Genomic DNA, 15,480 nt, shown 5'->3' with positions numbered 1-15,480 from the left:
GACTGAATCTGTCTTGAGTGCTCGTTCTGGTCGGACTCCTCCTTCTCTTCTGCCACGCTAACCCCGTGAACTTCTACGTTTAGCATCAACTGTTTCAGTTCCTGAACTGAGAGTATTGTTGAGTGATGCTCGCAATTGTTGGGCATCTAAATCGAATTCTAAAATAGCTGTTAGGTGAGACTTGTCGCTGTGAGAAGCTAACCTCTCTAAGGCTTTTAAAAAGCTCAGCCTCTCAACCACCACTTGATGGCTAAATTCAGGTCGATAGGGAGCGATAATTTGGTCACAAACCGGATATTGCCCTTCTAGCAACTTCGTGGTCAACCGCCAATTATTCCACTCGAATGCGACAAAATTACTAGGTTGCTCTGGCAAACCTTCATAGTAAATCGTAACTTTGTCAGCAGAATTCAAAGAACGCTCCAATAACCGGAGTACCTTAGCAGGGACAGTAAAATTAACTACTTGACTGCTCAAAAGATGGGAATTGCTGCTTTCGTTCAATCCTAAAACCATTGCTACCCGATGCCCATCTGTCGTCCAAACTCTCAGTTGATCGAGTCCTCTGTCTGCGTCGTGACTGAGTTGAAAATTGCCTCCTGTTAAAATGCGTTTGTTTTCCTCAGAACTTACAGCAAATAAGCTAGCTTTTAGGACAGAAATTAATACGCTAGCAGGAAGCGTTACAAGTTTCTGTTGAACGCTGGGGATAGCCGGAAATTCGTCCGCAGCTAGCCCGCGAATGGCGTGCTTGCTTCTTGACGCACTCAGAGTGGCACTGACTGATGGAACGTGGCTTCCTTTAATAATTTCAGAAGAACTCTTTAAGGTGAGGCTGCCGTTAGGAAATTTTCCCAGAATGTCAGCAAGTATGGGTGCGGGGAGGGTAAGCTTTCCAGATTGATTGACATTCGCACCAAAGCTCACTTGCATTCCAAATTCTAAGTTGTAAGCAGTCAGATGCAAATGTTGAGTTTCTGCATCAGCTTCAATCAAAATATTGGACAAAATGGGATGGCTGCTATTGCTGGGAATGATGCCTTTCAGGGCTTGTATATAATCGTTGAATTCTCTTGAATTGCAGGCAACTTCAATAGCTGATGGGAGAGGAGAAGGGGAAGGCAATATTGCCTCATTTGAGAATGTTTCTAGAGAAGAAGAATCGACTGCTGGAAGTTCTGCAAAACTCGTGCAAGTTTGCAAGGCTTCTACTTTTTGTGGAGAGATTGTTAAGGGTTCGCAAACCGAGTCAGTTTCAGTTGTTGGTTTGACTGATTTCTTCACAGTTTTGGCAGAATTACGTGCTGTGGCAGTCGAGCGTTTTTTCTTAACTGTTATCTCCAAATTTTCCTCTTGAGGCGGTGTTCCTGTTAGTCGAGATTTTGCCATAATTAGCCTGGTGTCAGGGGTGCGATTGGCCGCTGCGGTAGCAGCACTTATTCAGGTTGTTGAGAAAGAGGAGTGGGAAGGGGAAGGGGAAGGAGAAGGAGAAAGAGAAGGAGAAGGGGAAGGAGAAGGGGAAGGAACCCACGCTTAAAAGCATAGGATTGAAGGGTAGACATTTTGTATCTAACTCGGTGGGTATCGATACAATTATTAATTTTTTTAGCGTTGCTATCAACCCAAAACTAAAGTTTTTTTCTCCATTTTTACCTTCTGCTTCGCCTTGCCTTTCCGTTTCCCTTTCTTCTTATTTTATAAATATAGCAATCCTAAGTGATTTTCTAGATATGTAAAATCTGAAAGTCTTGCTATACAACAAGTCTAAGAAGACAAGAGGGCGTTGTGTTGTGAGACTCAGATCGGATTGCTATAGGACTTACGCACAGACTCTACTTGTAGGGTGCTGAGGGCACACGTTACTACTACAGATAGTGTGAAAATTGACTTATGCAGCGTAAGTCCCGATGGAGAAGCTTTCTGAAAGTTGAGCGTTAGTGACTGTTTTTTAGAAAGGTATGGACCTGTTAGTTGAGGACTTTACCTGTTAGTTGAGGACTTTACCTGTTATAGCAACAGCCAAGACGGTTAGCACCTTCTTAATCGCTGAAACCATTGCTCTTACTGCTTCTTCCTTCTTCCTTCTTCCTTCTGCTATAGTTGAGGACTTTACCTCTTGGTTGAAAAGTTTACCTCTTGGTTGAGAAGTTTATTGTTTGAGTACAAGTCATTGGGGGCAACAAATAATATTCGATATCGGCAGCGGCTTGCACCGACATAATAAAGTCGATGGTACTCTTTAAGTTTCTGTTGCCTGCTCAAATCTTGACCGATTAACAATCTGCTGAAAAGGTCGCTTCCGTCAACACCAACTTCATCAAAAGTGCTGCCTTGCGAATTGTGAATAGTCAGAGCAAAGCAATTGTTAATTTCAGCAAACAAGTCATCTTTGAACCAGTAATATTTCCTCCAAAGAAATCCATTGCGTTTAGCACTCTTGAGCTTTTCTTTAAGTTCAGCCTGGTAGCGCTTATTTTCGGACTCGTGCAGGACAAAGATTTGCCGAAATAAACCGTCATCAGTCACAATTTTTAGCAGCCAAACTCGATAGCCTCCGTGCTGGTTAATCTCAACTTCCTTGACGGTAAATTCCGTTGAAGTCGGCAAAATTACGGTTTTGCCGTCAGGTGCCATGACGGGTTTTTTGGTAATTAGCCTTTCTCCCGGTACAAATTGGGGTGCAGCTTGACCGTAGACTTGTTCTCTGATAAGCTGATTGTAGTATCTGACTCGTTTGTTAGTCCAGCACAGAATTCTGAAACGATCGGGATTTTGACTAAATTCTAGATCGATCGTTTTGACAGCATATTGTAGCAGCGTTTCTGATTTAACTTTGAATGCACCGTTTGACTTGTCTCCTTTTTTGTATTTGGAATGCGGTAAAAATATGTCGGTTTTGCTATTGACAAAAGAGCGGCATTCTGTTATGAAATCGAGCACGGGGCTTTCCCCTGCTTGCCTGACAACTTTGGTCAGTACAGCTTTATTGGTAATGCTGAAAGCAGGCGACTTTTTTTCTCCTACAGGATTGAGTTGAGCGGGGTCGCCCATTAAAATTAGCTTGCGGTGATTGAAGAATGTGCGTTCAAAATTGCGTTCTATCCATTTCCACAATTCGCTTCCAACCATCGAACATTCGTCGAGGAAGATGATATCGTAGAGGTGAAGGCTGCTGGAACTTGTCTGTGACAAGGCTTTTTCTTGTTCTTTTTTGACCATGCCTAATCCTAAAAGTTGGTGTATTGTCATAAAATCAACTCCGAAAATGCCTTGAGACGCTGCCATTTTTCTGAGGATGCCGACTGCTTTGTTAGTAGGTGCTGTGAGGGCAATGCGTTTGCTTTGACTCAAGAGTTCTTGGATAATTTGAAAGACGATTGTGGATTTTCCAGTTCCTGCGTAGCCGCACAGCAAGAAGAATGACTCGGTAGTGGTTAGAAAGCTTCTTAATTTGTCGATGGCTTGCTGCTGTTGCGGTTTGAGCGTGAAGGGAAATTGTGTAAGTTTCTGGGGTTGTTCGAGTAAGGTTTGAATCATTAGTTAGCGTCCATTACTAATTTTCTCAACCTCTGATTAAGCGTTAGCTTGACGGGGGAGTCTTTCAAGAGTAGGTTTTTTAGATTCCGGGCAAGGAAGATTCCTAAGTCTTGTTAATAAAACTTTTAAGACAAATAGGAAATTTTTCTGTGTTTTGTCCCAGCAAAAAAGAACCGTCCACACCCTACGAAATGCTTGCTACTTCCCACTCATCTCCTAAATGGCGTCCTTTCTAAATCAAGTTCAGCAACTTTGGCGAGAGCTTCTAAACGCTTGTTTAATGTTTTATGTCGGGGACATTCTACAGCATACTCGTATTTATAACCTGTATGTTGAAGTTCCGAAATTTGGCAATCAATTAAATTGCTAAGGTGGCCGACTAGCTTTTTGACAGGTATTAGCCACGCTTTAGCTAGTGCTTTAGTACGAAACCCAATCCAAGCTGTAAAGTAGGAGCCGTCTTCGCTAATTTGATAAGCCACATTGGGCGATAATTTAACAATAGGTTCGATGCGGGCAATACCCAAACCTTTGAGTTCTCTCAAGCTGTAACTTAGGAGTTCTCCGCTGTTCCACTGGATGTGAAATGGACGTGGCTCTTCAACGTTCAAGTGTTGGACTCTCCCCATTCGTTGAAATCCTTCTCGGTGCTGTAAAATGCAATCTCCCTCTCTAAATCCGTAGAAGCCTTGTTTCTTTGTTAGGTTTTCTAACTGCTGCTTCCAGGCTTCTTCCCAAGCTATGTCAAAGTCGAGAAGTTGGTAATTTTCTTCGCTCAATTGTTGAGCTATTTTTTCTTTTAACTGCTGTTTGTAGATTGGCATAGCGAATTCTAAAAAGTTGTCGGGTACTTCGAGAGCTAAATGCGTTTTAGCTCTGATTCTGATATCGGTAACAGATAAATAGCTGGCGGCTTTTAATTGCTGGGGTGTCGGGATATCTATGGTACAAATTGTCGGGTAACCGGGAAACAAGTTGATGGGAAAGAGATAAGATTGGTCAATAGTAGAGATAATAATGTGCTGTTCAGTGAGCGATTCTACTTTGAAACGAGTTGCGTTACTAAATTGTATCTGTTCGGAATTAGCGAGTACGATTGTTGTGCAAGCTGGAAGTTTTCCAGCAGTCTTTTGAGGGATAAACTGAGGCACGATGGAGATTGTGAGGGCGCGGATTTCGTCGAGGTTATAAGTCCAAGAAAATGAATCTTCGCCGGGACTTGCGTCCCAAGTAATTGTCACAGGTTTTTCAGTTTTGTTGAGAGAAGTAACAATACCGTATTGGTTGCCTGTTTTTACGATATCGTTTAATTTGAAGTGATGTTCTTCAGCAGGTGCATCCGCGAGGAAAGGAAAAATTACTGCCATCACTTCTTTAATTTGAGGGGAGTCCTGGCTGGCTGATTCAGGAAAGGTTTTGTGGGGGTTGATAGCGTTCATAACGGTAAGAAGTGGTTATCTCTTAACTTCTCCCGCTAGGGGGTAGCTTTAAATTTGCAGGTGTCCTTAACAAAGGATTCTTGAGCCACCACTTGCAGGAAATAAATTAGCTGTTGTTAGAGGGAGGATCTGTTGTGATGGCAAGCTATACTACTATTAGCCATATGTACGATTGCACACCTATCAATCATAGTATATTCACTCATATAATTGTAATTACCCGTACAAATACGATAGCTCTATATAGTCAATCAAGACTATGATAAAAAGTTGTAGTTAGTACAATTTAAAAAGTCGAATGCTAACAATTTATTTAGTTAACATCATTCAATTCATAAAAAGTTCTCCCAGCTATCAGTAGGTTCTGTCGCTGGGAGAAATCGCTGGAAAGTCGGTTATTCAACTAACGCAGGTATCTCGATTAATTCGATTTCAAACCTTCGCTGCATTCGCCGTTATTCTTTAGGCACAGTAGGCTTTGGTTGGATGTCAAAAATAATCACAAATGTGCGCGTTTTAACTAACCGCTGCAAAACCCGTAGATGATCGTCTGCATCGTTTCTCTTACGAAATCGTGCCACAATAACACGCTGACAATTAGGAAGCAGGCTAATGATACACCACGGGTGCAATTTTTCAGAGTAGGTCATTTTAGTACCTCAGCATTAAAAGTAACAGATTGTGCTCTTGTTTCATTGCTTGCCAAGACAGTAATTGAATAATTTTGTCAAAGACAGGTCACGGTGACATTGATATTTGACAAGGTTTGTGCTAAGACAAGCTCCCATTATTTTTTGATGCTGAAAAAGCTTGATGTATAGCAGCCAACAAAACTGTTAGAACAAGTCAGCAGTATATGATTGCGACAACGTATACAGTCGTTGCCCTAAACAGTCTTTCCGTTATACGCGCCACTATTAATCCAGGCTATTCTCTTCGCAAGGCGGACACAGGAAAGCCACCAATGTCTCTGGAATTTCCTCAAAATGCTCCAGCAAAAAATCCATTAAAGCCAAATGACGCAAATCGACAGCAGTAGGAAATCTGCGATTTTTACCCGTTTTAAACCAACGCCGCACTGTAGAATCAGAACGAGAACAAATAAAAGCGATTTCCTCATAACTCACTCCCCACTTTTCATAAAACTGCCTCGGTGTCATTCGCAATTGGCATTGACTGTAAACTGCAATCAAATTGCGTTCTCTATCGGTCAGATTCTGCTGCTTTTTTATCATCCTCAAACTTCTCCAAATCTTCCTCCCAGGCAGTATCAAACTGACACCACGTTGCACTTTTGGAATCAGGAGTAAGGCAAATGATGTAACACCACATCCAACAGCATTGACATTGTTCGTAGTTGTAAAATTTGCCGATAACCATTCCTCTGTCAGCTTCTTCGCTAACACCCGTCCAGCGCACCATTTCGCCACAGTTAAAGCGCGGGGGATGAATTTTGGCAAAGTTGGCAGGCAATTCAATTGCAGGCGGCATATCCTTCAAATGTTTTAGTGGCAGGCCCGAAATCAAATCTCGCTTTCCTTTTGAGATTGACATGAGTTCTCAACTGTGCATCTATTGCAACAGATTTGTTTTGATAGATTTTCCGACCAATTTCTTGATAAAGAAATTGCAGCGCGACATCTCCTTGAATCAATCAATTGGAATCTATATTTGACCGACTATTTCCCAATTTAAACTCTGGCTAGGTTATCAATTTTTTGAAATCCCGCCCAATCGCGTTGACTCCTTTTTTGCCCGCTGCAATTAATTTCTAGACTGCTGTTTGTCCGAGAGAAGGTACTAAAACTTTGCTTAAATCGGCTGCGTTTGATCAACCAGAATCCCTTCTAGGATTTATTAGCAGGAGTATTGCCACTGCCAGCAGAGAAGTTGGCAGCGATCGCCCTCAACGGCAAGAGTTGCTACCATATCTAAACCGGGGACTAACTCAATCAAAGACCATCGGAAACTTCTTTTGGATTTTCCAGAAAGTTTAACAGTGCTGCTGGTTCTCCCGGCGCAATCGCAACATCAAATCCATCCAAAGGAATTGAAAGACCTTTACCTACCGCTTTGATGTAGGCTTCTTTGCGAGTCCAGCAGGTAAAAAAAGCTCTCAGTTGTTGATGTTCGGGGAGCGAGCGCAATACGGCGTTTTCAAAAGGCGAAAAAAAACTTTCGGCTATCTGCTGGTAGGGAAAATCTTTACGAATGCGTTCAATATCAATGCCAACTTCTCGATTTTGCTCCACAGCAATGAGAGCAATTCCGTGAGAGTGAGACAAATTGAAGCAAAGTTTATATTCGGATACTGCGGTAACTAAAGATGGTTTTCCGTAGGGGTTATAGCTAAAGCGCAGTTCGTTAGGATTTTTATTTAGATAGCAGCCCAAAATTTTTCTGAGAATACCGCGAGCTGCGATAAAATGCGCTCTGTCTTTCTGAAAGTAAAAACGCTCTGCTCTTTTAAGTTCGTCAGTAGAGAGACTCTCCTGCAAGCTTTGTAGGCAAGATGCTCTCATCTCCAGATCAACGCGCCAAACATGAACCTCATCGCTATTAAGTATTAGGTCTTTTGGGGGTATTTTCCACTCAATTATATTAGTATTCATTATTAGTCGTAAGCCGTGAAAAATTATTGATTTTGCTGCAATTTTTGACAAGTAGCTTGAAGCAAAAGCAACTGATATCTCTTTAAAAAAAAGTGATGGTATGGAAACATTTGCAGCGAACAAAAAGCGATTGTATGTTTGTTCCAACCTTCAATAATATCGGGACTCGTTTCGGGGTATTGCAAACCACCAATTACAGTAATCGGACATTCTAATGGCGCTTCGTTAGTATAAACATAGACTTCATCAATTGCTAAATCTGCCCGCACAATAGGAATCAGTAGTTGCATCATTTCGTAATTTTATAGAACTTCTTTAGGGATACCGTTGAGACGATGCAATTCATGCAACAATTCCGGTTCTGACAGAGCGTGCATTGGCTATGGATCGGGAATGTGAGGTGCAAGGCTAGCGGATGCGACTGCTAAAAATTGGTAACTCGCTAAGTAGGACTCAGATTTTCGCAAACAATTAGGCCTACCACCAGAGACCTCAATAACAAATAAGTATCAATTAGGAACAAATCTAGTGAAGAAATGGTAGTTGTAGTTGATAAATAACTACTTTTTGTTGCTATATTTGGGTAAATTAAGTAGTTAAATTAATTCCATATCACACTAAATATTAATTTTCATTAAATATGAATTTTGCAGGTATAAAATTATTAAAAATTTGGCGCTACATCTATTATCTTAGAGTGCTACCATTTTAGCGATGGAACTCCATCAACGCACTTGTTGCATAAATTGATGGATGGTCAACTGATTTCCAGCAACGCGCGATCGCCATCAACAATTCAGGAATATCCTCAGCAGAAATCTCCTTAATTGCATTCTCCACACCCGCTCCTTCCACCAGCTCCCCAGCTACCAGCGAACAAAAATGTTTGCGTGCTCCTGGAGCAATCTTCTGCATCGCCTGCAACAGGTTGTCGAGCATCTCGTCAGTTACACCCTTCTTGCCGTGTCTAAACTGCGACACAAGACTCTCGCTGACCCCAGCAACTCGAGCTAGGGCTTTGCCACTGATATCATAACGTTTCAACGTATTGTGGAAGGCTTCATAAATCAGCATTAAGATTTGTCACCTTAATTCACTGTGGGTGAATCTAGATTTACTATTGGTAAATGATTGGGGTCAAAATGGAGGTTTTCGATGGAGACTGACCTGCATCCACAGCCACATAAAGCTTTTTGGCTGGGGAAGCAAAATTGGATGCTATTTAACTTTAGCAAAATTAGGAGATTTGCCAACACAAATTGCCAAATTTTTAGCAAAAACTTCTCGGTAACCCGGAGCAGGCACTTGGAAGATGTCAAAAAAGGCATCGCCCAATTCCTCTCATATCGCTTGGAGGTACGCCGATGAGCGACATTAATCAGGCTCCCCAGACGATCGCCCAGACAATTGACTGGCTCCACAATTGCTTGGGCAGACCTGCGCTGCCGGAATGTCCCAAGGAATGCGAAAGGGACTGCAACGTTCCCGGAGGCAAAGCGCCTGCTTGGATAAACCAGAAAGGAAAAGCAGTCAAAGTCAGTTGGAAACCCTATCAAAAGCAATTGCCAACTCAGGCAAACTTAGCGAAGTGGTTCGCCCACACCACTGGCATCGGCACTCTCGGCGGCGGACCTAATACACAGGGCCACTACATCGCCTTTGTCGATCTAGATCGTAAAGAAAAAGTCTTCTCCTCGTCACAAGCTTTTGAGGCGCGCCTTGAACAGTGGTTCAACGACTACCCCCTCCTTAATGTCGCCCCTCGATTTCGCACCCCTTCGGGCGGATACCGAGTCATCCTCGCCTTCACAGAAGAACCAGATTGGACAGCCTTCAGCCTAGATCGAGACAGGTCCCGAATGGGCGAACTGCTTGCCCGAAACGGCGGTCACACCCTGCTGCCCCCTACTGTCGGCGCGAACGGCATCCCATACCGCTGGGAGTATTTTGTTGCATATCCGCCTACAGTTGCCAAACCGGAAGATGTTGGTATTTACCCAACACGGCAACAGCACCCGTCTGTTCCTGCCAACACCTCGCCCCGTTCTGTAGGAAGTTACGTCCCCGGCGCAATTCGCCTAGAAGACCTCATCTCCCCCCGCACCCTTGAAATTCTGACAGGTGGTGCCAAAACAGGCGATCGCTCCGACGCCCTGACCGCTCTCGCCTCCGAATGTTACGGCTGGGAAGAGTTCTGCCACCGCTACAGTATCTCCTACTCCGGCACCACTGAAATCTTAGCCGAGTACGCCTGGGGGCAAATGGAAGACAGCAGCCGAGATCCCTACAAATGGCAGCGCATCCTCAAAACCATTAGCCCCTCCGCTTGCCAAACCGCCGCCGAATATCACAGCGGAGACTCTGAAAATTGCTGGAAAAAGATTTACCGGCTGGATCGAGAAACCTTCCAGGCTTCATGCCCCCCTCACATTAAAGACAGGATTTTAGGAGAATGGGGTATCGACAAGCGCCCCAGGGCATCACTGACAGCGAGCCAGCAGCAGCTCAACTCTCAAAAGTTACAAGCAGATGATGTAGCGTCAGAGAGCATCCCGCCAAACAACGGTCAGGTTACAGATAATTTTTACCCGCCGGATTCTGACAGTAAACAGAAAGAAAACCTGCTCCTGAAATATATCGATCGGCTCCTCGAACGGGGCAACATTCCCCTGTCAGAACGAAGATCCGAGTGCGCCCAAATCGCTCAAGCTTTGGAACTCGACCCCAAATACGTCGAACAAATCGTTTTAACCCGACTGCAAGAATGGCAGTTCGCAGAAGTCGAAAGCGAAAAAACCCTTATTGAAGATTTAGTTAGCAAGCGCAAGCAGAGTCTCGACTTGCACCAAATTTTACCGCCTGAAATTGCCTGCATCCTGGCACAAATCGCTGCTGCAATGCCCACCAGCGCCGAACATCTGATGACAGTAGGTTGGTCAACCTTCGGCTGCGCGATCGGCACGGCCGCTGAAGTTGTTGCTTGGCCTGGATTTAAACAAAAGTCCTGCGTGCTGTGGACGATCAGCACCGCCCGGTCCGGGAAGCTCAAAAGTCAAACTCAAGAAGTTATGGTCAATCCCATCCGGCTCTTGCAGCAGGACGCCAACAGCGAATACTGCATTGCCCTCAAAAGCTACAAAGAAGCACAAAAAGCCACCCAGCAAAATCGAGCCCCTGACAACCCGCCAGAAGAACTCCCACCCCCACCCGTTCCCCGCGAGTATTGGGTCGAACACATCACCGTAGAAGCCCTGATCCGCACCATCAACGAAAATCCGCGTGGCTTCCTCGTCCATCGCGATGAAATCGACGGCTTCTTCAAAGCCCTCAACAAATATCGGGCTGGCAAGGGGGACGACGAAGCCTTTTACCTCACCCTCAACAACGGCGGCGGTCCCAAAGTCATCCTCATTGACCGCGATCGTCGAGTCGAGGTGGAGAGGTCGTGCGTCCCCATCACCGGCACCATCCAGCGCAAGACGCTTGACGAAGAGATGACGCCCCGCAAAATTTCCAGCGGCTGGATGGCCCGGTGGGTAATCTGCTTGGCCCAGATGCCCAAACGGCGGCGGACGCGACTGCCCTACCCCGACATTGACGCCTTTCTCAAAGACATCTACCACAAACTTTCCGTCCTCAAAATGCACTATCGTCCCGTTCAAAATGAGGAGACAGGCGAAGTGCTCAAAGATGAAACGAACCGCACTGTTTACCAGGGTTTTCCGATTACTTACCACCTCAGCGACTCGGCAGCCGACTACTACGAACAGCACTTCTTCAACCCGATGGTCGAGCGCGAAGAAGCTGAACTGAATGAAGGCTTCCAGCTAGCCATGTCCAAGTGGAGCGGGTACTGCCTGCGGATTGCCCTCATCCTGCATTGCTTGCACGAAATCTGCAAGTTAAAAAACCCGGACGGCACTCTCAAAACTTACTTGCAGTTGAAAGAAGAGTGGAAGCTCTCAGGCGGGGAACGTTCCGACAAGCCTTTTGAGATTGAAATTCCTACCTCGATTGGGGCCGACATCATTCAAAAGGCGATCGCCACCAGCTACTTCTACATCAACCAGGCTGAAGTGCTTTACAAAGGGCAGCAGCAAGATGAGGACGATACAGTCCCGGTCATTCAGAAACTGATTCAGAAATCAGAAGAGTTGCGGGACACGGTTGCTGAAGGTTGGATCAGCACCCGTGAAGCATACCGCAACTGTCGCGAACTCGTTGCAGGAGCTAAACTGCGCCAGATGTCGAACACGGACTTTACGGCTGCGGTCTTCAACCAAATGGTTTCGATGAACCTCGGTGAAACGAAAAAGGTCGGCAAGTCTTTCAAGTGGCGCATTTTAAGATAATTGTTGGTCTGCCACGTTTTGGGGATTATGTACAGTGCCTAATTAAATGACATCGAGACAATTTTGTGTCGCGCTCGCAAAACCTTCCCTCTTACAGGATTACAGAGAAAGTTTGCGAGCGCGTTCTAGCATTTGACTATCAGCATTGCTTTCGCTAGATTGAGCCAAAAAAGCAAGCCAGATTTAGCTTTGCCTGTTTAACGGCACTAATATGTCTCCACGTCAAATAAAAAGTCACTGTACAAAAGTCCAGTCGGTTGTGGTGATCGCAATTGTCACCGGATACCTAATTACGGCTAGCTTAAAAACTGTGTTGACGATTTGACGATAGTTTGAAACTCTTACACAGCAAGCTGTTCCCTCGTCAATAGCAGCTTCGACGATTTTCAATCGTCATTGACGATTCCTCAGCACATCCCAAGAGATTTACGATCGCCCGCAGGTGAGCGTACTGGTAACAGTGGCAACCTACAAACTGCTAGTTCGCCAAGCCGGACTTGTCAAGCAATCGTCAGAATCGTAGAAAACTCGCAGAACACCAAAATTTGTGTTGACGATTTGACGATTCCCTATAACTCTTACCTCGTAAGCACTTCAATCGTCAGTAATAGCTTTGACGATTCTGAATCGTCATTGACGATTCACTGCTGACGTTACTCACGGTAATCACATCAAGCGCCTATAGTGTCCTATTTTTGTGTTGACGATTTGACGATTCCCTATAACTCTTACCCCGTAAGCACTTCAATCGTCAGTAACAGTTTTGACGATTCATTGTTGACATTGACGATTCATTGTTGACATTACTCGCGGGACTTACAAAAAACGGTATATATAGTGTTTTAGTAAATTAAAGTCTACATTAAATAACTATATATAGAGTAACTGCGTAAGTCCTGCTCATTCACTTACATCGAGTTCATGTGATAGTGGCAGTTCGCTTGTCCACCAGAGGTTGTCAAACAATCGTCAGAATCGTCAAAAACTCGCAGTACATTCCCACAGCCCTTGCAGAGAAAGCGTTTATCGAGAATTGTCAAAAATAATGTCAATAATCGTCAATAAAAGCTAGAAGCTGAAAGCTTTATAAATACAAGAGTTTAGGAGAATCGTCAAATCGTCAAAGAAAATTTCTTTTTTAGTCGCGCTCTGGTTCACAGCTTGACAGAGATTGACCGCGCTCGCCCGTGCCCACCCCTTCAGGGGTCGGGATAGGCGCTGCGGGTGCAGCCGCCTTCAAGTATTTTGGTTTTCAATATATTTTTTAACAGTTTCCTCAGAAGCATTGCCGACCGTACCACAAAAATAGCTTCTAGTCCAAAGAGAAGGAATTTTTTTGAGATGCGGATATTCCTTCCTAAGCTGAAACGAAGTAAACCCTTTGAGCCTAAACATAATCTGGTCTGGAGCCAAATTAGGTGGGGCATCAACAAGTAAGTGTACATGATCTGGCATGGTTTCCATTGCCACAATAGAACAACGAGCTAATTACACTTATCTTCAGTAGCTGCTTTAACCGTTCGGACACTCCACCAACCAACACCTTTTTGCGCCTAGCCGGAATCCAAACAAAATGATATCGAATAAGCGTTACTGATGTAATTTTGCGTCTGTATTTGTCTGGCATATAATTGTTGTTAAGTCACCAATATCTACAATGATCCGATAAGATAAGTTCTGGAGGTGAGCAAATTGATTTTGAGTTACAAGTACAAGTTGCGCCCCAATAATCAACAGTTTAAAAAACTATCGGGCTGGCTCGATATGTTACGAGCTAATTACAACTGGTGTTTGCGTGACCGTGTTGATGGCTGGCATCAGCAATTTATTTGCGGTAGCTATTCTGACTTGAGAACACAAGTTGAAATCACACCTTTGACTTGCAGCTTAGTTAAGGGAACGCAATTAGCTAACCCCTGGAAAGACGGTGGTGGTAAAGCCAAGAAAGAAGGGGAAAAAGATCGATATCCTAAACGCACGGTAGTTTTAATGCAAGATGCAAATCTGCAAGAATTAAAAGATGCTAGACCTTGGTATCAAGAGATTGATGTTGGGGTTTTACAGTTAATCGTAGCCAGAGTTAACGAATCTTTTAATAAATTCTTTAAGGGTGCTGGGTTCCCCAAGTTTAAACGCCATCACGATTTTAAATCCTTTAGCTACAAGCCAGGGAGGATAAAAATTAAGGGCAGTAAAATTTATTTACCTAAAATCGGATGGATGCGTTTTTATAACTCACGCCCTATTCCAGATGGATTTGAAATCAAAACAGTCACAGTTAGACAGAAAGCTGATGGCTGGTACGTTTCGATTCGGATTGAAAACAAGACAGTCCCAGATTACCCAGTAATCCCAGACAGTGAAATTAAAACCATTACTGGCTGTGACATGGGATTAGGGAAGTTGGTTTACTTGTCAGATGGAAGTAGTATTGACAACCCGCGTTTTGCCACCAACAAAAAAACTAAGCGTTTAATGAAAATTAGACAAAGGCGGGTTAGTCGGAAGCAAAAGGGAAGTAAAAATCGTAGTAAAGCTCAACTTAGGGCGAGTAAATTACATAACAGGATTCAACAGCGACGAGAATCTTATCAATGGGATGTGGCTAATCGAATTGTCAAAAGAGCTGATGCTGTTACCGTTGAAGATTTACAAGTTAAAAACATGATGAAACGGTGCAAACCCGTCAAGTCTGATACTGGTAGATTTTTATCTAATGGTCAATCAGCTAAACGGGGGTTGAATCGTTCTATTGCTGATGCAAGTTGGTATGGCTTAACTCAAAAACTTGAATATTTGGCTGCGAAGTCAGGCAAGAAACTTTATAGAGTTAATCCCAAATACACCAGTCAAACTTGTAGTAAATGTAGGCACATTGATAAAAAGAGTCGCAATGGTGAAAAGTTTATTTGCACCAATTGCGGGCATATTGATGATGCTAATTTACAAGCGGCCAGGAATGTAAAAGCTAAGGCAATAGAAACCTACGGGTTAAATGTTGTCAAGAAAAAGGTACGGCGGGACTCGTCGAAACCAGTACAAACGACTCTTTTTAATATCGGAATGTACGAACGCTCGTCAGATAATACGCTGCCCCAAAAAGGCAAACGGCGTGTGGGCGAGAACCCAGAGCACAAGCAATTGTCTCTCTGGGATATTTAGGGCGAAATTCCTAAAGAATCCCATCCCCTTCAGGGGTGGGAGTGTCAAACTGAATCCCGACCTTTGTAGAAGCTGTGTTAGGAGAAAAGCGGAAAATGCTGGGGTGCAAGTTGGTTGTGGACGATCGCGACGGACTATCCAGCATCTAATTTACTGCTAATTTAAAAATTGCATAGACGATTTGACGATAGTTTGAAACTCTTACACATCAAGCAGTTCCCCCGTCAATAGCAGCTTTGACGATTGAAAATCGTCATTGACGATTCCCCAGTCACATCCCAATAAATTCACGATCGCCCGCGGGAGCATGTCACTTTTGCAATAAGTATTTATACTTGTGCAGTTTTTGGCGGTCTACCAATTAAGCCATTTAAGTAA

Annotated in this window: 11 protein-coding genes and 1 pseudogene; 3 read left to right on the top strand and 9 right to left on the bottom strand. The window is 44.0% G+C overall.

The window, feature by feature from the left end; translation table 11 throughout:
- Positions 1 to 57: 57 nt before the first annotated feature.
- The gene (dnaN, locus tag QT973_RS26115) at positions 58 to 1,389 is read right to left on the bottom strand and encodes a DNA polymerase III subunit beta (protein ID WP_333392511.1); all 1,332 of its coding nucleotides are present in this window, start codon (positions 1,387 to 1,389) and stop codon (positions 58 to 60) included.
- A 10-nt stretch (positions 1,390 to 1,399) separates the two neighbouring features.
- Here dnaN and QT973_RS26110 point away from each other — a divergent pair, with 10 nt between their 5' ends.
- Positions 1,400 to 1,537 (top strand): hypothetical protein, encoded by a 138-nt coding sequence (locus tag QT973_RS26110; RefSeq protein ID WP_333240807.1) that lies wholly within the window; start codon positions 1,400 to 1,402, stop codon positions 1,535 to 1,537.
- Between the two features lie 572 nt (positions 1,538 to 2,109).
- Here QT973_RS26110 and QT973_RS26105 read toward each other — a convergent pair.
- The 7 genes from QT973_RS26105 to QT973_RS26075 form a co-directional block, all read right to left on the bottom strand.
- Positions 2,110 to 3,537 (bottom strand): AAA family ATPase, encoded by a 1,428-nt coding sequence (locus tag QT973_RS26105; RefSeq protein WP_333211868.1) that lies wholly within the window; start codon positions 3,535 to 3,537, stop codon positions 2,110 to 2,112.
- Positions 3,538 to 3,746: 209 nt separating this feature from the next.
- On the bottom strand, positions 3,747 to 4,976 hold the full coding sequence (locus tag QT973_RS26100; protein WP_333392509.1) for a hypothetical protein: 1,230 nt from the start codon (positions 4,974 to 4,976) through the stop codon (positions 3,747 to 3,749).
- A gap of 917 nt (positions 4,977 to 5,893) precedes the next feature.
- Positions 5,894 to 6,169, bottom strand: a complete 276-nt coding sequence (locus tag QT973_RS26095; protein ID WP_333392507.1) for a helix-turn-helix domain-containing protein — start codon at positions 6,167 to 6,169, stop codon at positions 5,894 to 5,896.
- Between the two features lie 10 nt (positions 6,170 to 6,179).
- Positions 6,180 to 6,530, bottom strand: coding sequence for a hypothetical protein (locus tag QT973_RS26090; protein WP_333273570.1), 351 nt, complete (start codon positions 6,528 to 6,530; stop codon positions 6,180 to 6,182).
- A 398-nt stretch (positions 6,531 to 6,928) separates the two neighbouring features.
- Positions 6,929 to 7,588, bottom strand: coding sequence for a 4'-phosphopantetheinyl transferase superfamily protein (locus QT973_RS26085; protein WP_333273573.1), 660 nt, complete (start codon positions 7,586 to 7,588; stop codon positions 6,929 to 6,931).
- Between the two features lie 23 nt (positions 7,589 to 7,611).
- Positions 7,612 to 7,881, bottom strand: coding sequence for a thioesterase II family protein (locus QT973_RS26080; RefSeq protein WP_333273574.1), 270 nt, complete (start codon positions 7,879 to 7,881; stop codon positions 7,612 to 7,614).
- Positions 7,882 to 8,296: 415 nt separating this feature from the next.
- Positions 8,297 to 8,662: a hypothetical protein gene (locus QT973_RS26075; RefSeq protein ID WP_333136337.1), complete on the bottom strand. Its 366-nt coding sequence runs from the start codon at positions 8,660 to 8,662 to the stop codon at positions 8,297 to 8,299.
- A gap of 290 nt (positions 8,663 to 8,952) precedes the next feature.
- On the opposite strand from QT973_RS26075, the gene QT973_RS26070 reads away from it, so the two are divergent.
- Positions 8,953 to 11,940 carry a DUF3987 domain-containing protein gene (locus tag QT973_RS26070; RefSeq protein ID WP_333273576.1) on the top strand — a complete coding sequence of 996 codons (2,988 nt, stop codon included), beginning with the start codon at positions 8,953 to 8,955 and terminating at the stop codon, positions 11,938 to 11,940.
- Between the two features lie 1,236 nt (positions 11,941 to 13,176).
- Here QT973_RS26070 and tnpA read toward each other — a convergent pair.
- Positions 13,177 to 13,567, bottom strand: a pseudogene (gene tnpA, locus QT973_RS26065) (IS200/IS605 family transposase).
- 56 nt (positions 13,568 to 13,623) lie between these two features.
- Here tnpA and QT973_RS26060 point away from each other — a divergent pair.
- The gene (locus tag QT973_RS26060; protein WP_333273585.1) at positions 13,624 to 15,102 is read left to right on the top strand and encodes a transposase; all 1,479 of its coding nucleotides are present in this window, start codon (positions 13,624 to 13,626) and stop codon (positions 15,100 to 15,102) included.
- The last annotated feature ends 378 nt before the right edge of the window (positions 15,103 to 15,480 follow it).

The sequence above is a fragment of the Microcoleus sp. Z1_A1 genome, assembly GCF_036700305.1.
Lineage (GTDB): Bacteria > Cyanobacteriota > Cyanobacteriia > Cyanobacteriales > Microcoleaceae > Microcoleus.
Note: the sequence above shows the minus strand (reverse complement) of the source record. Positions and strands in the feature narration are given on the sequence as shown.